General features: G+C 72.6%; 17 protein-coding genes and 2 pseudogenes. 10 read left to right on the top strand and 9 right to left on the bottom strand.

The window, feature by feature from the left end; all coding sequences use genetic code 11:
- Window positions 1-360: 360 nt before the first annotated feature.
- From IF30_RS0123805 to IF30_RS0123790, 4 genes are all read left to right on the top strand, one after another.
- Complete coding sequence (locus tag IF30_RS0123805; RefSeq protein ID WP_030241950.1) at window positions 361-666, top strand: hypothetical protein; 306 nt, start codon at window positions 361-363, stop codon at window positions 664-666.
- 150 nt (window positions 667-816) lie between these two features.
- Window positions 817-1,107, top strand: a complete 291-nt coding sequence (locus IF30_RS0123800) for a hypothetical protein (RefSeq protein WP_030241948.1) — start codon at window positions 817-819, stop codon at window positions 1,105-1,107.
- The gene (locus IF30_RS0123795; RefSeq protein ID WP_030241945.1) at window positions 1,104-1,496 is read left to right on the top strand and encodes a hypothetical protein; all 393 of its coding nucleotides are present in this window, start codon (window positions 1,104-1,106) and stop codon (window positions 1,494-1,496) included. The genes IF30_RS0123800 and IF30_RS0123795 overlap by 4 nt, the downstream gene beginning before the upstream one ends.
- A gap of 304 nt (window positions 1,497-1,800) precedes the next feature.
- Window positions 1,801-2,874 carry a DUF6528 family protein gene (locus IF30_RS0123790; RefSeq protein ID WP_158835417.1) on the top strand — a complete coding sequence of 358 codons (1,074 nt, stop codon included), beginning with the start codon at window positions 1,801-1,803 and terminating at the stop codon, window positions 2,872-2,874.
- Between the two features lie 366 nt (window positions 2,875-3,240).
- On the opposite strand, the gene IF30_RS0123785 is transcribed toward IF30_RS0123790, so the two are convergent.
- Both IF30_RS0123785 and IF30_RS0123780 read right to left on the bottom strand, forming a co-directional pair.
- Window positions 3,241-4,485: a hypothetical protein gene (locus IF30_RS0123785; protein ID WP_030241940.1), complete on the bottom strand. Its 1,245-nt coding sequence runs from the start codon at window positions 4,483-4,485 to the stop codon at window positions 3,241-3,243.
- Window positions 4,486-4,639: 154 nt separating this feature from the next.
- A pseudogene (locus IF30_RS0123780) lies at window positions 4,640-5,152 on the bottom strand (SigE family RNA polymerase sigma factor); the annotation flags it as partial.
- 274 nt (window positions 5,153-5,426) lie between these two features.
- On the opposite strand from IF30_RS0123780, the gene IF30_RS0123775 reads away from it, so the two are divergent.
- The 4 genes from IF30_RS0123775 to IF30_RS46935 all read left to right on the top strand — a co-directional run bounded on the left by IF30_RS0123775 (window position 5,427) and on the right by IF30_RS46935 (window position 7,754).
- Complete coding sequence (locus IF30_RS0123775) at window positions 5,427-5,855, top strand: DUF4240 domain-containing protein (RefSeq protein WP_030241936.1); 429 nt, start codon at window positions 5,427-5,429, stop codon at window positions 5,853-5,855.
- Window positions 5,856-5,993: 138 nt separating this feature from the next.
- Window positions 5,994-6,323 carry a transposase gene (locus tag IF30_RS46940; protein WP_324605649.1) on the top strand — a complete coding sequence of 110 codons (330 nt, stop codon included), beginning with the start codon at window positions 5,994-5,996 and terminating at the stop codon, window positions 6,321-6,323.
- Window positions 6,277-7,023 carry a hypothetical protein gene (locus IF30_RS48055; RefSeq protein ID WP_051710949.1) on the top strand — a complete coding sequence of 249 codons (747 nt, stop codon included), beginning with the start codon at window positions 6,277-6,279 and terminating at the stop codon, window positions 7,021-7,023. The genes IF30_RS46940 and IF30_RS48055 overlap by 47 nt, the downstream gene beginning before the upstream one ends.
- Window positions 6,966-7,754 (top strand): transposase, encoded by a 789-nt coding sequence (locus tag IF30_RS46935; RefSeq protein WP_051710947.1) that lies wholly within the window; start codon window positions 6,966-6,968, stop codon window positions 7,752-7,754. Before IF30_RS48055 ends, IF30_RS46935 begins: the two co-directional genes overlap by 58 nt.
- A gap of 42 nt (window positions 7,755-7,796) precedes the next feature.
- Here the strand turns inward: IF30_RS46935 and IF30_RS49555 are convergent.
- Window positions 7,797-8,039, bottom strand: a pseudogene (locus IF30_RS49555) (SMI1/KNR4 family protein); the annotation flags it as partial.
- Window positions 8,040-8,104: 65 nt separating this feature from the next.
- On the opposite strand from IF30_RS49555, the gene IF30_RS0123765 reads away from it, so the two are divergent.
- Both IF30_RS0123765 and IF30_RS0123760 read left to right on the top strand, forming a co-directional pair.
- Entirely contained in the window at window positions 8,105-8,731 is a 627-nt protein-coding gene (locus IF30_RS0123765; RefSeq protein ID WP_030241933.1) for a DUF6000 family protein, read from the top strand.
- A gap of 3 nt (window positions 8,732-8,734) precedes the next feature.
- The gene (locus tag IF30_RS0123760) at window positions 8,735-9,061 is read left to right on the top strand and encodes a hypothetical protein (RefSeq protein WP_234322818.1); all 327 of its coding nucleotides are present in this window, start codon (window positions 8,735-8,737) and stop codon (window positions 9,059-9,061) included.
- 183 nt (window positions 9,062-9,244) lie between these two features.
- On the opposite strand, the gene IF30_RS0123755 is transcribed toward IF30_RS0123760, so the two are convergent.
- The 6 genes from IF30_RS0123755 to IF30_RS41880 all read right to left on the bottom strand — a co-directional run bounded on the left by IF30_RS0123755 (window position 9,245) and on the right by IF30_RS41880 (window position 19,552).
- Window positions 9,245-9,832, bottom strand: a complete 588-nt coding sequence (locus IF30_RS0123755; protein ID WP_030241926.1) for a DUF4240 domain-containing protein — start codon at window positions 9,830-9,832, stop codon at window positions 9,245-9,247.
- A gap of 424 nt (window positions 9,833-10,256) precedes the next feature.
- Window positions 10,257-11,537: an FAD-dependent oxidoreductase gene (locus IF30_RS0123750; RefSeq protein ID WP_078891626.1), complete on the bottom strand. Its 1,281-nt coding sequence runs from the start codon at window positions 11,535-11,537 to the stop codon at window positions 10,257-10,259.
- 71 nt (window positions 11,538-11,608) lie between these two features.
- Window positions 11,609-12,586, bottom strand: a complete 978-nt coding sequence (locus tag IF30_RS0123745; RefSeq protein ID WP_030241921.1) for a spirocyclase AveC family protein — start codon at window positions 12,584-12,586, stop codon at window positions 11,609-11,611.
- 50 nt (window positions 12,587-12,636) lie between these two features.
- On the bottom strand, window positions 12,637-13,659 hold the full coding sequence (locus IF30_RS0123740) for a class I SAM-dependent methyltransferase (protein ID WP_030241918.1): 1,023 nt from the start codon (window positions 13,657-13,659) through the stop codon (window positions 12,637-12,639).
- A gap of 159 nt (window positions 13,660-13,818) precedes the next feature.
- On the bottom strand, window positions 13,819-19,272 hold the full coding sequence (locus IF30_RS41885; protein ID WP_037900967.1) for a type I polyketide synthase: 5,454 nt from the start codon (window positions 19,270-19,272) through the stop codon (window positions 13,819-13,821).
- Between the two features lie 28 nt (window positions 19,273-19,300).
- Window positions 19,301-19,552: a DUF5988 family protein gene (locus IF30_RS41880; RefSeq protein ID WP_158835414.1), complete on the bottom strand. Its 252-nt coding sequence runs from the start codon at window positions 19,550-19,552 to the stop codon at window positions 19,301-19,303.
- Window positions 19,553-19,872 lie beyond the last annotated feature (320 nt).

The following is a 19,872-nucleotide window of genomic DNA, read 5'->3' as shown; positions in this document are numbered from 1 at the left end:
CTTGACGGTGGTCTTCGCGCGATGGGGTTCAGCGGCGCGGACGGGGACCAACGGTATAGCGCGGCATGTGTTCCCGCCAGCGCCGATCCGCGCGGCCGGGTCCGCCCCGGCCGTGCGGGGAAGCCCCGGCGGCGCCGGGAACGGGAGGCGCCCGCCCCACCGGGTGACGGGTGCTCACCGCCCGGTCACGGCAGGGCCGCTGGTCTTGCCTCGGCGCCGGCCCGGGGTCCAAGGCGCCGACCCTCGCACTGCGGGCGACCGAGGCGGGGGATCGCCGCTGGACTTCCGCCGCGTACGCCCCGGGCGCCCGCCCACCACATCCACCAGCTGGACCTGACCGAGGACGAGGACCGGTTCCGGGTGTGCGCCCGGGAGCCGAGCGGCTGGCTGACGGGACCGTTCGGGATCCTCGACGATCTGCCGCCAGGCCTGGCGGGCGAGGAGCTGCGGGCGTACGTGGCGGCGGACCTCGCTCCGCTGGTCCGGTTCGTCCGCGAGGGCTGGATCGAGGTGCGGCACGTCGCGGAACCCGGCGCCGAGGCGACCGTCGTTCCACTGGAGGGCCTCCGCGATGCCTTCGGCGACCGGGAACTGCGCTGCGACGACCAAGAGGACCAGGGCATCGGGCGGTGGCGGGGCCGGTGGTCCGGGCCGCAGCGCAGGTGAGTGCAGTCGACCGCTGACCGCTGACCGCCGACCGCTGACCGCCGACCGAGCGGCCGTGGACGCCGGGGCCCGGCCCGCCCCCGCTCGGGCAGCCCGGGCCCGAGCTCCGAGCGGTACACCGCTGGTGTACCGCAGGTGTACGATCGTGGTATGGCCGATGCGACGATCAAGGTTTCCCCTGGTACGCGGGACCGGCTGGCCGCCCTCGCGGCGGCCCGCGGCACCACGATCGGCGCCCAGGTGGCGCTGCTGGTGGAGCGGCAGCCCACCGCGGAGCAGATCGCGGAGCGCGTGGCCGAAGGCCGCCGGCTGCTCCGGGAGCACTTCGGGATGACCCTCACCGACACGGAGCTGGACGACGGCCCGGACCTGCTGCAGCGGGTCTACGACATCGCCGCGGCGGACGCGCGCGCCAAGGTCGCCCCACGGCGCAGCGCGTGATCATTCTGGATTCCAGCGCCCTGTCCGCGCTGGCCGCCGGTCACCCGCGCCTGCACCGGATCGTGGACTCCGCTCTGCACAGCCCGTTCCAGCACCTTCTCGTTCCGGTCCTGTGCCTGGTCGAAGCCGAGATCAAGGACGAGGGTGCCGCGCACGCGGTCCTGGCGTTGCCGTCGCTCGAGTGCGAGCCCTTGGACGCGAGTACGGCCGTGGTGGTGGCGACCATGGTCCGCGACGGGTACGGAGGCCAGGACCTGGCCCACGCCCTCGCCGCGAGCCTGCCCACCCCGGTGCGTCCGCAGCAGCACCTGATCCTGACGGCCAATCCGCAGCTGTACCCGGCCGGGATCGTCGCCGTCGACATCGACGACCCCCGCCTGGAACCGTAGGCGGCCGGAGCGCCCGGGGACGGGCTCGAAGCGGGCTTCCGGAACCGGCCGCCGGTTGGGCGGCGGAGCCGAAGCGGGACGGTTCCCCGGATGCGAGAACGTGTCTCGCCGACCGTGCTCGACCAGGGCACGGGCCGCCGGCGCCGGCCGGTTCCGGCCGTGACCCGGCCGCCGACCTCCCCCGCTGCGCCTGCACCTACGGCCGAACTGCCGCCCTCGTACACCGAGTCCTGCGACAGGTCCGCGCCCGCCGTCGGATGGGATAGCCTCCCGTCCAGTCAAGATCCGGAAACCGGGGGGACCAATGAACCGTAGATCGTTGCTGAAGGGTGCCGCTGCCGCCGCGTTCGGCGCACCGCTCGCATCCCTGGCGATGCCCACCGACGCGCAGGCTGTCGGCGGCGCGTACGACGTGGCGGTCTGCGAGCAGGCCAAGAACCAGATCCTCATCCACCCGGCCGGCACGGACTGGACGCCGCAGAACCGCAAGTGGTCCTGGACACCGCCGACGGCGGTCGTGAACGGCTTCAACACCTGGACCAACCTGTCCGACGTCAGGTTCCGGGACACCACCGCGCACGGTTGGGTGGCCCTGGTCGCCGCGTCCTACGGCAAGGTCGGCATGGTCGACATCGGGGACGGCGACGCGCTTCTCTGGTCCGCCAGGCCCTACGGCAACCCCCACGCGATCGAACGCATACCCGGCGTCGGTGCCGTCGTTGTCGCGTCCTCGGAGGCGGACACCGGATTCGGAGGCCCTGGCAACCACCCCCCGGTGACCACCACCGAAGGGGGCAAGTCGGTCACCCGGCAGGGGTTCCTCACCATCTACGCTCCCCAGGCCGGGCAGTCCGACAATCCCGCGAGCCTCACCAAGGTCGACGAGTTCGAGTTCAACGGCGCGCACGGCCTCTGGTACGACGGCACCTACCTGTGGGTGCTCGGTACCGACCTGCTGGTCAGGTACGCGTGCACCGGCAGCGCCCTGAACTTCAGGCTCGCGGACAGCGGGGTGCGGATCCCGGTCTCCAACGGCCACAGCCTCGACACCGACTACCGCGACCCCGGGTACCTTCTCTTCACCGAAGGCAGCGCGGTGAAGAGGCTGGACAAGTCGGGCACCGTCCCCCAGCTGTGGACCCCGACCGGGGCCGGCGTGAAGTCCTACTCCCGGACCGCTTCCGGCGAATCCTTCTGGCTGCAGGCGATCAACGTCACGGACCCCGTGCACTTCCCCGACCCTGACAAGGGCTACTGGAACACCTACGTGCAGTTCTTCAACCCTTCCGGCGGCACGTACTTCACACGCCCCCTGACGGGGTACGGGTACGACGCCAAGTTCTACAAGGCCCGGCTGTCCAGCGTCGCCTTCAGCTGATCCGGGCCTTCCGGCATCGGCACCGCCCCCACCCCCGTCCTAGCGGGCCCCGTCCCGGGAGCCCGTGCTGGGAACCCTTGCTGGGAACCCGGGCTGGGAACCCGTCCCGGGAACTCGTGCTGGGCCGCGCCAGGCCCCCAGCAGTCCGATGGCTGCCGGGGGCCTGCCTGCGGCGAGACGGGTCAGTCCCGCTCCTCGTGGACGCCCGGCACCGGGGGCGCCGACGCCCCGCTGACAGCTCGGACGGCCCCGCTGACGGCTCGGACGGCCCCGTTGACGGCTCGGGCGCCAGCGCTCCGCCGGCCAGGAGGTGCAACGGCCGACGGCCGGGGGTGTCAGCTCCCCTGCCGGGCCGCCGCTTCGGCGTCAGGAGTGCCAGGCCGGGGCGGTCACGATCGCCTTCAGCCGGTCCACGTCGAGCGCCGGGTCGCCGGGCCTGAAGGTGTAGCCGTTCTCGCCGTTGCCCTCCGAGATCCACACCTGGCTGCCGTCCGGGGAGTGCACGGCGGCCGTCCAGTGCAGGATCGGGTTCGTCGCGGTCTTGCCGTTGCCGAAGCGGTTGGTGACGACGAGCGTCCCGTCCGGCCGCTTCTCCCGGACCTCCAGCGGGGTCGTGGGATTGTGGTCCATGGACGCGAGGTCGGACCGGCCGCGCGGCGACGGCGGCTCCGCACCGACCGTCAGCATGCTCGTGCGGCCCTCGAAGGTGACCGTGAGCGTGGCGTGCTCGGGGTCCTGGCTCTCGACCTTCGCCCCGGCGGGCAGTAGCGGGAGGAGCTTCGCGAGCAGTTCCGCGTTCGAGGGGCCGGTCGCCGACTGCTCGGGAGCCGGGGAGTCGCCCGGCTTCGGCGCCCCCTTGACCGGGGCGAGCGAGGCGAAGACGCGGTCCCAGTCGGGGGAGGTCACCAGGTCCGTCAGCTGGGCGTCGGCCAGCGGCGGGCTCGGCCGGTTCACCGTGGCCGGCTGCCCGTTGTACTCGGTGAAGTTGATCCGGCGGCCGTCCGGGGCCGCCCAGGTGGCCCGCCATTCGCGACCGCCCTGGGTGGTGGTGTTCCGCAGCTTGTCGATCACCAGCACGGAACCGTCCGGCCTGACCGTCCGGTCGCAGGAGTCCTGCGGGGTGTTGAAGCCGTCCGGACAGACCGTGCCCGCGTCGGGCCGCAGGTTCGTCCGCTCCGCCGAGAACTCGACGAGGCTCGCCCCCGCCCCGTCGTCGAACAGCATGACGGCGCCGGTCTGGTGCCCGCTGACCTGCCCCGGGCCGCCGGCGTTGAGCTCCGTCACGGTGCCCTTCGGCAGCAGGCCGGTGAGCAGCGTGATCAGTTCCCGCGACGACATCGTCGGCAGGGCGGGCGCCGGCGGTTCGGCCGGTCCGACGGCGCCGAACGTGCCCCCGCCGACGGCCGCGAAGCCTCCGGCGCCGGCCAGCACCAGCACCGCCAGGCCGCCCGCGATGGCGGTGCGTCGGCGGCGGCGGTGTCGGCGGCCGCGCTGCTCGGCCTGTACGGCCAGGGTGTGCTGCACCGGTTCGGGTGCCAGCTCGGCGGCTCCGCGCAGGGCGCGGGCGAATCCGTCGGCGAACTCGTCAGTGAACTCGTCGTCAGTGGGCATGGCGCAGCACCTCCTTCTGGGACGCGCGGGTGGATCCGCTCGTCCCGCTCGTTCCGCTCGTCCCGCTCGATCCGGCCGTTCCGGTCGTTCCGCGCGTCCCGGCCGATCCGGCCGTTCCGCTTGTTCCCACGGAGCCGCCGCCCAGGACTGTGTCGATGTCGTCGCCGAGCACCGCGCGCAGCCGGGCGAGGGCCCGACGGCAGCGCGTGCGGACGACGGTGCCGCTCAGCCGCAGGACGCTCGCCGTCTCCTCGACGCTGCGGTCCTCCCAGAAGCGGAGCACGAGCACGGCGCGGTCGGGCGCGGGCAGCTCGGCGAGGGCCCGCAGCAGCGTCAGTCGCAGTGCCGGGTCCGGGTCGTCCACGCCGACCTCGGGGAATTCGTCGGTGACGCGCTCGGAGGCGCTGCGCTTGCGGCGGTAGGAGAGGAAGGTGTTGACCAGGACGGTCTGCGCGTAGCCGCTGGGGTTGTCCAGCCGGGATATCTTCCGCCACTTGACGTAGATCCGGCCGAGCGCTTCCTGCACGAGGTCCTCGGCGAGGTGGGCGTCACCGCCGGTGAGGAGGAAGGCTGTCCGCAGCAGGTGCCGGGCGCGAGCGGCGACGAAGTCCGGGAACTCCGGCCAGTGCGGTTCGGCCGCGGCGTCCGCACTCGATACTTGATCCATACCTTGCTAACGCGGTGGGCCGGGCGTCATGTGACAGCTGATCGGCAGTGGGTGTTCGTACGGGCGGTCCGGGCGGGCGCTTCGGGCGGGTTCGGCGGGTCTCGGTCACAGGAGGACGAGGAGCTCGGTACCCGGCACCAGCGTGCTGGCTTTGTGCATGAGTGATGGTTCTGGCTCAACTTCCGGATGCTGTTGGTGATCTTCATCAGTCCCACAGCAGCACCCAGATAGCTCGGTGGTCGGGAGTGTCTGTCCGCTGCGTCATGCTCGCACTGTGAACGAAGACACCTTCTGGCAGCTCATCGAAGACTGCAGGCCCGCAGGACCTGACGCTGAGGCCGAACTGCTCGCCGCCAACATCACCGAGCGCCTCGCCCGGTCCCCGTTGTCGCTGGTCACGGGCTTCGCGGAACAACTGTCCTGGGCGCTCTACCAACTGGACCGCAAGGAGTACGGACAAGACCTGTCGGGGGACGCCTTCCTCTACACGCGCGCCGCGGTCGTCGCCGCCGGCCGAGCGGTATACGGCAAGGTCCTGCAGGACGCTTCCGCCTTCGCCCCGTTCGTCATCGACCACATCTGGGCCGAGAGCCTGCTCTACGTGCCGGACCGTGCGTACGAACGCATCACCGGCGAGGAGTGGGGCCGCGATACGCGCTACTCCTTCGAGTCGTACTCGAATGCCGAGGGCTGGGCCGGCTGAGCGCCGGATAGAGACGAAGGCTGCCGGAATCTTCACCGAAGAGGGTGAGGATCCCGGCTTTCCCGGCCGCTCGCCACGTCTGCGTGCTGTCCTGGCTTGGAGGGTCGGGCTGTTCAGCGGGGGTGGGCTGCGGTGGCGATGGGTTCATGGTCCGGGCGGGAGATCCCGGCGCTGACCGCGCGGATGGCTCGGGCGAGCAATCCGCGGGGCACGGCGGCGATGTGGGTCCGGGATCACCTGGAAGGTCTGTTCACGGACGACGACTTCGGGGAGTGGTATCCCACCGACGGGCGTCGTGGTCTGTCGCCGGCTTGTCTGGCGCTGGTGTCGGTGCTGCAGTACGCGGAGAATCTCACCGATCGGCAGGCCGCCGAGGCCGTTCGGTGCCGGTTGGACTGGAAATTACTGCCTGGGGCTGGAGTTGGACGACCCGGGCTTCGACTTCTCGGTGCTGAGCGAGTTCCGTGACCGGATGGCCGAGGGCGATCGGGCGGACCGGCTTCTGGCGGTGATGGTCGAGCGTCTGGCGGAGGCCGGGTTGGTCAAGCGGCGCGGGCGGCAGCGGACCGACTCCACGCACGTCCTGGCGGCAGTGCGGCGCTTGGACCGGATCGAGCTCGTCGGGGAAACACTGCGCGCGGCCCTGGAGGAGCTGGCCGCCTCCGATGAGGAATGGGTGTCCGCCCTGGTCACCGAGGAGTGGGCCCGACGTTACGGCCGGCCGGTGCGCTACGACCGATTGCCCAGGGAGACCAAGGAGCGAGAGCAGTACGCGCTCAGGGTCGGCGAGGACGGCATGCGGCTGTTCCAGGCCCTCATCGCTCCCGACACCCCAGCCAGGCTTCGGCGGCTGCCGCAGGTGGAGGTGCTGCGGCAGGTCTGGGTCCAGCAGTACTGGTTCGACGAGCACGACGCTCTGCGATGGCGTGGGCCGAAGCAGACCCGTGACAGGCAGAGCCGACGCCATACCGCCCGCCGGACGACTTCCTCGGGGGCGGCAGCCGAGGGCAGACCGGATCCGGCGACGGCACGGGTCCCCTGGTCGTCGGTGGAGATCGTCTCTCCTCACGATCCTCAGGCGCGCTTCAGCCACAAGCCCGGCAAGGCCGAGTGGTCGGCTACAAGGACCACCAGACCGAGACCTGCGACGACGGCCTGCCCAACGTGATCGTCCACGTCGCCACCACGCCAGCGCCAGAGCAGGACATCGACGCCCTGGAGAGGATCCACGCCGATCTCGCAACGCGCGGTCTCGCCCCGGCCGAGCACCTGGTCGACGGCGGATACGTCACCCCGGCCACCATCCACCGGGCCAGGACCCAGCACGGGATCGACCTGGTCGGCCCGGTCCGCCTCGCCCCGACCTCCCGCGCCCACCCAGGGTTCAACAAGGAAGACTTCGTCCCCAACTGGGAGGAAAGAACGTTGACTTGCCCGAACGGCGCGACCAGCCCTCCATGGAAGCCGACACTCTCCGACGGCCAGGAGCGCATGTCGGTGCTCTTCCCCCGCGCCACCTGCCGGGCCTGCGAGGACCGCCTCAAATGCACCGGCAACGTCGACGGCAAGGGCCGGCACATCCTCCTCCTGCCCCAGCCTCTGCAAGAGATCCAGAACCGGGCACGACGTGACCAGCAGACCAGGCCCTGGCGCGAGCGATATGCCCTCAGGTCCGGCTGCGAAGCCACCGTCTCCGAGACCGTGCACGCCCACGGCCTACGCCACTGCCGCTACCGCGGCACAGCGAAAACCCACGTCCAACACGTGCTCACGGCGGCCGGAACCAATCTCATCCGCCTCCACCAGCATCAGCCGGGCAACACCCGGACCAGCCCCGCAACCCGCTTCACACGCCTCTGCCGCCAGACGATCGACCGGACCCAAACCGACAGCTGCTGAAGATCACCAACAGCATCACTTCCTTGCTCCCGTTACGGCTAGTCAGATCTTCGGAGCCATGCGGTGGCGGTTTGGATGGGCACGAAGCCGAGGCGAGGTCAGTTCCAGGGCTCGATTGTCGCGTCCGGCGCTCATGTGGTTGAGCCAGCGTTCGTACCAGTCTAGGAAGTCGGTGGCGGGGGAGACATTGGGGCCCCAGTACCCATCGCTGTTACCGATGAGGATGCGGCCGGCGAGGGGACCGGTTACCGCGATGACGCATACGTCGGTGCAGCCCATCCTGACCGCCGCTCGGCACTCCTTGGCAAAAAGCGCTGCCAGCTGGGCGGTCGCCGGGCAAGGATGCAGCTGTGCGCCATGCCAACACTGACCCTGAGCTGCAGGACCTGGTCCGCCGATTCGTCGCCCCCGGACGGCGGTACCTGCGTTTGGGTGGGAGCCTGCTGCGCTTGAGCGGGCCCGAGCGCGCGGTGCGCGCGCGAGAGTTGGTCCAGGCTGCCGCAGAGGTCACGCCTGCTGAGCTCCGAGTCCTTCTCGAAGGCGGGTGGCGAGAACGCAAGACTGCCTCCTGGCTGGTTGTCGTAGCCGGCAGGACCGAGTTCCGTAGCCGTATCGGCGAGCTTCTACTGGCCAGCGAAGGCCCCTATGCCGGCGCGGCGTACTGCGTTGCCCTCGCCACCTTCGGCAGCCGCGCGGACGCCGATCTCCTGTGCCAATACCTTGATCGTTACTTGCCGCGGCCCGACCTCGACTACGACCAGGCCTTTGCTCTGGGGGCGCTGCTCCACCTCGACACCGCCCTCGGAACCGAGCATGCCTCCCGATTCCTCGACGCAGGTGGCTTGTGGGAGCAGTGGACCGACGCTCCGCCGCGCAGGGGCCGGAACCCGCAGAGGTACCGGGAGGTCGTGGACCAGCTCTGCTCCTTCGCCCACGAGTGCGCTGAACTCTTCGCCTCGCTGGAACACGACCACTGACACGTGACCACTGACCGCCCCGACGGGGGCGGGGATCTCGATGGAGTCGGGGCGATGACAGGAAACCGAGGCCGCTGGCCGAAGACCGACCAGGACAGTGGAATCGAGGACGTGACGTTGCTCATCCTGGAATGGCTGGGTGAGCAGGGCGTGAACGCCATGATCAGGGTGGACGCGGAGCGGGTGGCTGACAACGCGCCGGCGTGGACGTTCGCCGCCAGCGGAGGTCCGCTGGAGCACGGCATGCGTGCGGATGGGAGAACCGTGCAGCAGTGCATGTCCGCCGCTCTGTCCCGGCTGCGCGAAGCCGGATTGTCCGTTCCGTTTTGATCTTCGTTCGCCGCTGACTCCGATCACGGGGTGGGCCTCCTCGCTTCTGCCCGGGTTCGGCGATACGCGCGACGAGGTTGCCGCGGATCTCCTCGATGCGAAGGCGCTGGTCAGGGTACGGCCAGTGCATCGAACATCGCAGGCCGGCTTCTCCGAATTTGGCGGTCAAGGGGTCCGGTGGCCTCAGGCCCCGCGGTGCTCAAGGAAGAGGCGGGCCAGTCCGGGAAGACGGGCCTGCATTTCCGCGGCGTCGTCGAAGGCGAAGTTCTCGCCCATATCGGCCGGCTCGTGGTCGGCGCGGGGTCCGCAGAACCGGTCGTAGTCGTCGTAGAACGTGCAGGCGTCTTCGCCGCCGGTGATGCGCTCGTAGGCGTAGACGGCCGCGTAGTTGACGGATTCGTTGAACAGCGCCTCGTCGCTGCCTTCGGCTGCCGCAGCGATGACGTCCGGATGCTGGGCGAGAACGTCGGGTGCGGTGGCGGCCCGCTCGTACCACTCTCGGCCCCGGGAGATGAGTCCGGCGCGGAAGTCCGTGAAGGCGTCGTCGGAGCAGCCTCCGCCGATCAGATAGCCAGCAGCCCACACGTCCCAGCGGTAGATCGCCCCGTGGAGCTGATCGAACCACTGCTGGTATTCGAGGACCGTCTGCTTCGATGTCGCCGCAAGCCGCTCGACCAGGGCCGATGCGAACGCTTGGCCCGGGTCTTCGGGGGCCGAAGCGGCGTCCGTGCGTGCTGTTTCGATGACGGCCCAGAACTCGTCGATGTTCACGGCCGGACCCTCTCACCTGGCCCTGACAGCCGACTCCGGGGCTGGTCGTGGCAGCAGGTTTCTGGGCTTGCCGGTTGCGGCCTCTCGATCGCCTCCAGGGTCCCGATAGAGCCGGGGCGATGACGACTGGGAACCGAGGCCGTTGGCCGAAGATCGGTGAGGAACGCCGAGGACGTGACTCTCCTGCTCCCTGGAGTGGCTGGGCGAGCAGGGTGTGAACGCCGTGATCAGGACGGACGCCGAGAGGTTGGCCGGCAACGCGCCGGCGTGGGCGTTCGCCGCCAGCGGCGGCCCGTTGGCGAGTGGGATGCGAGCTGACGGGGCGAAGCGAAGAGTCGCACGCCCCGGGCCGTCGTCGGCGGGCGTTCTGGCGTCGGCAGGGGAGGGCTTCCGGGGGACGGGCCGGCTTGGGTCGGGCGTCGTGTCAGGTTCGGGGTCGAGGGGTGAGGGCGGCCGGGGCGAGGATGACGGGGTGGGCCAGCAGGTTCTGGACGGCGACGAGGTCCCGGTAGAGGCGGGGGCGGCTCGGGACGAGGTCGAGGACGCGGCGCAGCGCCAGGTTGGCGGCGTGCATGCCCGGGGGCCGCCGCTCGGTGCGCCAGGCGGTGTCCGAGAGCGCGGCCAGCAGCCAGGGTACGCGGACGATGCCGGCGGCCTCGCGTTGGAAGGTCCGGGCGAGGCCCGGTCGCGGGTCGTGCGCCAGCAGGTCGCGCAGGGCGAGGGCCTGGAGGGCGCTGACGGTCAGGCCGTGTCCGTAGATCGGGTTGAGGGCGGCGACGGAGTCGCCGAGGGCGATGACGTTGTCCGGCCACCGGGGCGTGCGGTGGTAGCCGTTCCAGCGGTTGTCCAGTCCGCCGTACCGGTGCGCCCTGCCGACGGGTGTTCCGCTGTCGATGGCTTCCAGCAGGTGGGGATTGCGCAGGGCGGCGGCGTGGGCGCGGAACCCGGCGGCGTCGTGGGGTGGGCGGGTGCCGTCCGCGCCGATGAGGGTGACCAGGGTCTGCTGCCCTTCGATGACCTGGACGAGGCCGCCCCGCCGGATCGTCGGTGCGTAGGTCGCCTCTGCGGACAGGTGCCAGTCGGCGGCGGGGGCGCCCTGGAACCGGCGGGTGACGTAGGAGAGGCCGGCGAGGACGCGGGTGACCGGTGGTGCGGGGAAGCCTCCCTGGCCGAGCCAGCCGGCCAGCCGCGTGGTGCGCCCGGACGCGTCGACCACCAGGTCTGCGGGGAAGGTCCGTCCTGAGCCGTCCCGCACCCCGGTGGCCCGGTGCCCGGCCCACAGGACGGCGCTGACGGTCGCGGGGACCAGGTCGACGGCGGGTAGGCCGGTCACCCGTTCGCGGAGCGTGCCTTCGAGGAGGGTGCGGCTGCAGGCCAGGTGCCGGACGCCGGTGGGCCCGACGGGGGCCCAGCCGGCGGGGAAGAGGATGCGGGCGCCTTCCCCGAAGTCGAAGAGTGCGGCTCCCCGGGCGCGGAGCTCGTCGCCGATGCCGGGCAGGAGCGCCTCGATCGTGGTGGCGCCGCGTTGGAGCAGTCCGTGGGGGTGGGGCGTCTGCGGTACGCCCCGCCGGTGGTTGTCCGGGCCTGGCCGCGGGTCGCGTTCGATCACGGTGACCCGGGCGAAGGTGTCGCTGAGCGCCCGGGCGGCGAGCAGGCCGGCGAAGCCTCCTCCGATGACCACGGCATGTCCTGGGGCGGTTCTCATGGGCGTTCCTCTCCGTACCCTCGGCGTCCGGGGTCACTCTCGGCGTCCGGGGTCACCCTCGGCGTCCGGCGTCACCGGAGGTGTGTGGGGAGCTCGACCGCGGGCGCACGGGTGAGTGCCGGGATCAGGGCGTAGCCGGCGGCCAGTGCCAGGAAGGCGGTCTGTGTGACGCCGACGACCGCCAGCAGTGCCGTCCAGGGGCGGACCCGTGGTGGCAGTGCCGCCAGCCCGCGGAGGACGGACGCGCCGCGGGGCCGGTGCCGGTGGTGGTGGCAGAGCAGGGCGGGCAGGACGCCGTACACCGTCGCCGCGATGACCATCGCGTAGACGGGGACCTGGTACCAGTGCCCGGCGAAGACGGTCAGCTGGGGGACGGCCCGGGCGTAGACGTACGCGCCGCTGAAGACCATGACGGGTTCCAGCACCACCTCGACGGCCATGGCCGCGGTGAAGGCGATCAGGGTCAGCCGGGCCGCGGACAGCCCGGGCCGGCGGCGTTCGGCGCGATCGAGGACCCAGAGGGTGGGCAGGGCCCACATCACGGCCTCGGCGAGGGCGAACCATCCGACGAAGAGCGGCTGGGGGTGGGTGGCGGGGGAGGGCCCGTGCCACCCGGGGAGGTAGGCGCCCCAGTCGTCGGTCGCGATCAGGTGCTTGCTGTAGGCGGCCACCTGGCCGTGGTAGTCGACGACCGGCATCAGCCAGAAGGCCGACAGGTATCCGAGGAGCACCATGGTCTCGACGGCGAGGGCCCGTTGTCGCAGGCTGTACCAGGCGGACCAGGCCGTGCTGCCGACGGCTCCCGCGATGCTGAGGAGCTGGTAGGCGTCCAGGATCCGGGCCCGGCCGGGGCTGAGCCCGTACGTGCCGGCGGGGAACCACCGGGCACCGCCGACGGCCCAGCGGCCCATCACCCAGGCTTCCGCGGTCAGGAGGACCGCCCCGGTCAGGGCCCACGCCGTGACCGGGGCACGCCACCGTCGTCCGGTCGCGGAGGCGGGCTTCCGGGTGTGTTCGTCGGCGGGACTCGCCGATCGGGACCGGTCCATGGGCGGGCACCTCCGGTGGTGGCGGGCGGCGGTGGGAGCGTGGCGGCGGGTCACTTCCGGACGGCTGAGAGGTAGACCGACTCTTGCGGTTTGAGCAGGCCCTTCATGAAGCCGCTGACGATCCTCGGGAAGGTCCAGGCGATGAGGGGGCCGAACTCCTCGCGCAGGGCCGCCGTTGCGCGGGTGTCGTCCGCGAAGGGGAGGCAGTGCGCGGGCGGGTGGATGTCGAACCGCAGCGGGCGCAGGCCGGCCTCGTCGAGGGCGGTGCGGAAGTCCGCGCCGCTCGGGTACCAGCTGAGGGAGCTGATGAGCGCTCGCCGCATGAAGGGGGAGAACGGCCGGGTCCGGTAGGCGTCGAAGACCAGGAGCGGGCTGCCGGGTTTGAGCATGGCGGCCATCGCGCGGAGGCCTTCCGCCTTGCGGGGCGGGGGGAAGTGCGGGATGACGCCCATGGCGGTGACGGCGTCGGCCTGGCCGGCCAGGTCCTGGGTGGTCCCGGGGGAGAAGACGTCGCCCACCCTGAACCGGACCCGGTCGTGGAGACCGAGTTCCCGGGCGATGCGGCGGCCGATCTCAGCCTGGTCCCGCTCGATGGTGATCGTCACGATCCGGGCCTGCGGCATCAGGAGGGCGAGGCGGGCCCAGCCGTCGCTGAGTCCGGTGCCGACCTCGACGAGGAGGCCGTCGGGGGGAGCGCTCTCCACGGCGGGCCGCCAGCAGGTGTCCACGGAGTTGACCTGGGAGAGGTGGATGCGCTGGAGCGGGTCGGGGAGCTGACGGATCGCGGGGGTGTAGGGCCCCCAGTTCAGCGCCAGCCAGATCGCGGCGAACAGCCGGTTGTAGTACAGCCGGTACAGCTCGGGGACGGTCTCGTCGGTGCGGGTGCCCAGCAGGCGGATCGCCGCCCGCCATGCGGGGGCCGCCGTCCGCGGGGCCCGGTCGCGGGTGCGGGGCCCGTGGTAGAACTCGCGGAGCACCCGGTTGCGGACCGGTAGGAAGGTGTCGAGGAACCGCTGTTGCCCTTCGAGGGTCAGGAAACCGTCCGGCAGTGGACGTTCGGGGGCTGAGGCCATGGGAGTCCTCCTGTGTCGTTCGGTGGAGCGTCCGGTGGGGCGTCCGGTGGAGCGTCCGGTGGGGCGTTCGGTGGGGCGTCCGGTGGGGCGTTCGGTGGGGCGTCAGGGTGGCCCGGACGGGCGCACGGGCGCGTTCGCCCGTGCGCCACGGTGTCGGCCCTATCGCGTGGTCGCGCCCGACGGCGCGTCGTCGAGGGCCATGGCGTCCAGCAGCCAGTCGGCGAGGGACGCCGCCGTGGGCTTGGTCCAGATGACGCCGGGGGCGATCGTGGTGTGCAGGGCGCGGGTGAGGCGCTGCTGGAGCTGGACGGCGCCCAGGGAGTCGAGGCCGAGGAGCACCAGACTGGTGTGCGGGCCGATGTGGCGGCCGGTGGTGCCGAGGAGTTCGTGGACCTGGCGGACGACGAGGTCGGTGAGGATGCGGTGGCGTCCGGAGGAGGTGGCCGCCGAGCGGAGCTCGTCGAGGACGGGCGAGGCGTCCGGTTCGTCGGCGGCGTCGGCGCCCGCCCCGGCGAGGAGGTCGGCCAGGAGGGCGGAGGAGCGCACGGCGGGGTAGGAGGCCGTCCACCGGGCCGGGTCGATCGGGGAGTACGCGACCTGGTGGTGGCCCTCGGCCAGGATGCGTTCGAGCGCGTCCATCCCGTCCTGGGGGCTGATCATCACGAACCCGCGCCGGGCGAGGTGCTGTCCGCGCCCGACCTGTGACCAGGCGCCCCAGTGGATGCCCGTGGCGGGCAGGCCCTGGGCTCGGCGGTGGGCGACGAGGGCGTCGAGGTAGGCGTTGGCGGCCGCGTAGGCGCCCTGGCCGGGGGATCCGAGCAGCGCGGCGACGGAGGAGTAGACGGCGAAGAAGTCCAGGTCCACGTCGCTCAGGTGGCGGTGCAGCGCCCAGGCTCCCTCGGCCTTGCCGCGCCACACGCGGTCCAGGAGGGGGTCGTCTATCCGGTCGAGGACAGCGTCTTCGACCACCCCGGCGGCGTGCACCACTCCGCGCAACCGGCCTGCCTTGTTGGCGAGTTCGACGGCCCGGCGGATCGTTTCGGGCTCGGCGGCGTCGCCTCTGAGCGTCTCGATCACGGTGTCGCCGGCCGCGCGCAGGGCGTCGAGCTCGCGCCGGGTGGCAGCGTCGGGCGCGGAGCGGCCGACCAGGACCAGTCCGCGGGCGCCGCGTTCGGCGAAGCGGCGCGCGGTGAGCAGTCCGAGGCCGCCCAGCCCGCCGGTGACCAGGTAGCTGCCGTCGGTGCGGACGACCTGCCGTTCGGCGCGGGCGGGTGCGGTGGGGTCGGGGCCGGTGCGGATCCGGGCGACGGTGCGCTGGTGCCGGTGCCAGCGCACCTCGACCACGGGAGTGTCCGCCAGCAGGTCGGCGAGGACGTGGTCCAGCGGGGTGTCGTTCGAGAACTGCAGGCTGCTGGCCCGCAGTTCGGGGACCTCGAAGGCGGCCACGCGCAGCAGGCCGCGCAGGCCCGCGCAGGCGAGGGGCTGGTCGCCGCGCCAGGCCACCCACAGGCGTGGCGGTGCGGTGCGGGCGGCGAGCGACCGAAGGGCGGCGAGGGTCTGCCGGACGGCACGGAGGGCGGCCTCCGGCGTGGGGTCGGTGTCCGGGGTGCTCAGCACGAGGAGGACGTCGGTGACCGGCTCGCTGGCCTCGTCCAGGGCGTGGGTCAGCACGGCTGGATCCGGCGGGGCTCCCGCGGGCTGCCGGAGCAGCCGGCAGCCGCCCGCGCGTTCGCCGAGCATGGCGGCCAGTCGGGAGGCCCAGTGGGCGCGCTCGGGGGAGAGGACGAGCCACTGCCGGCCGGTCGCGGTGGGCAGGGCCGGCGCGGGTCCGGGCTGCCAGGCGAGATGGGCGAGGCGGTCGGCGTAGCGCTGTTCCCGGGGGGTGATGTTGGCCAGCCGCAGGCCGGTGATCGTGGCGACCACCGTGCCGTCGGCGTCGGTGAGCGTGCCCGAGGCGGTGCAGCCGAGGTCGTCCGCGTGCGCCAGCGTGACGTCGGCGAACCGGGCCTGGCCGGTGGGGCCGTGCAGGCGGACGGCCTCGAAGCCGGCGACCACCACCGGGCCCGGACTGGTCGCGCAGTGGGCCAGCCAGGCGGCGACCGCGGTCTGCACGAACTCGTCGGCGAGGGCCGGGTGGAGCCGCAGCGCGGCGGCGGAGACCCGGGCGCTGTCGGCGGTGCGCAGGGCGGCGACGGCGCGGGCGTGCTCGGGGTGCAGCCGGATGCGGTCGATGGCCGTGAAGGCGGGGCCGTGGAAGACCTGGTGACGGTCACGGAAGTGGCGGTGCAGCTCGTCCGGGGTGAGGTCGGTCCACTCGTCGGTGGGTCCGGCGGCCTGCGGCGACGGCGAGCGGTCCTCGGCCCCGGGCGCGTGCGGGTGGCCGCCTTCGCGTCCGGCTCCGGATTCGGCGGCGGCGTCGTGGGCCGAGTCGTCGGCGGACTCGGCTCCGGATTGGGCTCCGGATCGGGCTCCGGATTGGGCTCCGTTTTCGGCTCCGGATTCGCCTCCGGCGTCGGCTGCGGAGGCGTCGGCTGCGGAGGAGTCGGGTGCCGGGTGGAGGGTGGCCCGGGCGTGGACCACCACGCCGTCGGAGGAGCGGGTGAGCACCTGGCCGGAGAGGACGCCGTCCTGCTCGGTGAGCCGGGTGACGACCTCGGGCTCGGGGTCGAGGACCAGCGGTGTCTCGATCCGTAGGCCTTTCAGCACGATCCGGTCGCTGCCCAGGACCTCGCAGCCGGCGGCGAGCAGCATCTCGGCGAAGCCGGTCCCGGGCAGGACCGGTGTCCCGGCCACCCGGTGGTCGCCGAGCCAGGGCAGCCGGGCCGGGCTGATCGGCGCCTGCCAGAGGTGTCTGCCGGGCTGCTCCGGGTCGTGGACGTGGGTGCCGAGCAGGGGGTGCTGTGCGGCTGCGGGGAGCCCGGGGGCGACCAGGGTGTAGGGCGTGGTGGGGTCGCCGTGGCGGGAGCGGTTCCAGCAGGTGGTGGGGACGTCGGCCAGCCGGCCGTCGCCGTAGCGGGTGGCGTAGTCGATGCCGTCGAACCCGGCGGCGTGAACGGAGGCCAGGTGGGTCAGGAACGCCTCGCCGTCGTCGGGAGCGTCGCGGCGCAACGAGCCGACCGCGACCACGTCGCCGATCCCGGCCTCGGTGGACGCCTCGATGATCGGCCGGGTGGCGAGCGGGTGGGCGGTGCACTCGACGAACAGGCGGTGGCCGTCGGCGAGCGCGGCGCGCACCGCGCGCAGGAACTGGACGGTGTCGCGCTGGTTGCGCACCCAGTACGAGGCGTCCAGCGGACCGGGGTCGCGCGGCTCGTCGCTGACGGTGGAGTAGAGGCGCACCGCCGTGGGCGGGGTGCCCGCCACCTCGGCCAGGGCGTTCCGCAGCTCGTCGACGACCGGGTCCACCTGGTACGAGTGCGAGGCGACGTCCACGTCGACCAGGCGGGCCACGATGCCGGACGCCTGCCACCCGGCCACCAGGGCGAGGACCTGCTCGGCGTCGCCGGAGACGACCGTGGTGCTCGGAGCGGTGACGACCCCGATGTCGACCCGGTCGGCACCGGCGGCCTCGATGGCGGCGCGGGTGTCGGCGGCGCCGAGCATGACGGAGGCCATCGCGCCGTGGGCGATGCCGGCCAGGATCCGGGAGCGGCGGCAGATCACCTGCACGCCGTCCCGCGGGGTGAGCGCCCCGGCCACCACCGCGGCGGCCACCTCGCCCAGCGACTGCCCGATGACCGCGGCGGGTTCGACGCCCCAGGAGCGCCAGAGTGCGGCCAGTGCCACCTGTACGCCGAACAGCACCGGCTGGATCCGGTCCACGCCTTTCAACTGCTCAGGGTGGAGGATGAGTTCACGCAGGGAGAGGCCGGACTCGGCGCGTACCAGCGGTTCGAGCCCGTCGATCGCGGCGGCGAACGCCGGCTCGCCGGTGAGCAGGCCCCGGCACATGCCCGGGTACTGCGAGCCCTGGCCGGTGAACACGAACACCGGTCCGCGGTGGCCGGGCGGCAGGACCGGCGATCCGCTCACCACCCCCGGCGCATCCGACCCGTCGGCGAACCGCCTTGCACGTCGGGCCAGTTGGCGGGCCCCGTCGGCGACGATGCCCAGCCGGAACTCGGCGTGGCGGCGACGCAGCGCCAGGGTGTGCGCGATGTGACCGGCCGGCACCGACGCACCCTCCGCCTCGGCCCAGTCGGCCAGGCGTCGGGCCGACCCCAGCAGCGCGGGCCGGGAGGCGGCGGAGAGGAGGAACAGGCTTTTGCCCGGGGCCGGTCCGGCCGCCGCCGTGGCGGCCGGTCTGCGGCGGGGAGCGGGCGGTGCCTCCAGCAGGACGTGCCCGTTGGTGCCGCTGACCCCGTAGGAGCACACCGCGGCGAGCCGGCCCCGGCCGGGGACGGGCCAGCGGGTCAGCTCGGTCGGCACGAAGAGCCGGGACCGCTGCTCCCGGTCGATGCTGGGGTTCCAGCCGGTGAAGTCCCGGTTCGGCGGGATCGTGCCGCGCCGTAAGCACTCCACCGCCTTGACGAGTCCGGCGAGTCCGGACACCGGCTCGGTGTGCCCGATGTTCGTCTTCACCGAGCCCAGCGCGCACCGGCCCCGGCCGTCGCGGCCGTACACGGCCTGGATCGAGGAGTACTCGACCGGGTCGCCGACGGAGGTTCCGGGTCCGTGGGCCTCCACCAGGCCCACCTCCCCGGGATCGACGCCCGCCAGGCTGACGGCGGTGCGGAACAGTTCCTGCTGCATCTCGCTGGACGGCGCGGTCAGGCGGGTGGCTTGTCCGTCGTTGTTGACCGCGCTTGCGCGGATCACCGCGAGCACCCGGTCGCCGTCCCGGCGGGCGTCCGCCAGGCGCTTGAGCACGACGGCTGCCGCTCCCTCGCCGCGCACGTACCCGTCCGCCCGTCCGTCGAAGGCCCGGCAGGCCCCGCTCGGGGACAGGAGCAGCGGTGCCTCCATCAGGTGGGTCAGCGGTGACAGCATCAGCAGCACCCCGCCGGCCAGGGCGAGGTCGCACTCGCGCAACGACAGCGCGCCGCAGGCGGTGTCCAGCGCGACCATGCCCGACGAGCAGTGCGTACTGATCACCATCACCGGACCGCGCAGGTCCATCGAGAAGGCGACCCGGCCGGCCGTTGCGGCGGGGAAGTTCCCGAACAGGAAGGGGCTGTTGGGTGCGTCCTCCACCGGGCGGGCCGCCCGGAACAGGTTGTCCGGCGCGTAGGTGCCGACGTACACACCGGTGCGCGAGCCGCGCACCCGGTCCAGGGGGAGGCCGGCGTGTTCCACCGACTCCCGGGCGACCTCCATCATGACCCGCGACTGCGGGTCCACCCAGGCGCGTTCCGCCGGGGCCACCGCCAGCGCCTCCGGCTCCCACGCCCAGACGTCGCCCTCCAGGAAGCAGCCCACGGCCGCCCGGTCCCGGAGCGCCGGATCGTGCTGGGCCGCGAGGCGTCCGGCGTCCCACCGGGACGGCGGGACCGGCCCCGCCGTCCCCCGGCCGTCGGCCGCGAGCCGCCACAGCCCGCCGGGGGTCTCGACTCCGCCGGGAAACCGGCAGCCCATTCCGATCACCGCGATCGGTTCCGCGTTCGATGCCGACATGTTCGGTCCCTCCCGTTCCGAGGCCGCGCTACTCCGCGACCGCTGTGCTGTAGGTCCACTGGAAGACCGGTAGCTGCACGTCGCGCACGGACTCGGTCCTGCGGGTGCGCTCGAAGTGCTGGTGCCGCCCGTAGAAGGTGATGACGACCCGGGAGGGGGCCGGCTGGGCCTCCGGGATCCGGTGCAGGGGCGAAAGCCCGGGCGGGCCGCCGCGCAGGACCACCAGCCCTGCCGGATTCGGCCGGGGCGCTGGGTCGGGCACGGGCGGGGGGTCGGGCATGGCCGGGGGATCGGACGGTTCCGGCGGATCGGACCTGGCGTGGGCAGACATGACCACCACTCGACACTCGAATTGCGCGTCCGCGAACTGCGCGGACGACCACCGCGTCGCGAGCCGCGACGCAACCGGTCACGCTGATCGGGCAGCGGTCCGCACGGGAGACGGCCGGAAGGCCGCGGCAGAGGCCGCCGGCAACGGCGGCACCGAACCCGCTACGGAGAACCGGCGGCGAGACTCCCTGCAGTCAACAGGCGTGACGTGTAAGGGATTTCGCGAAGGCCGGGACGGCGACCCGATGGAGACACCACCGAGGAGCGTGA

The organism is Streptomyces sp. NRRL S-350, assembly GCF_000719705.1.
In the GTDB taxonomy this organism is placed as follows: Bacteria; Actinomycetota; Actinomycetes; order Streptomycetales; family Streptomycetaceae; genus Kitasatospora.
Note: the sequence above shows the minus strand (reverse complement) of the source record. Positions and strands in the feature narration are given on the sequence as shown.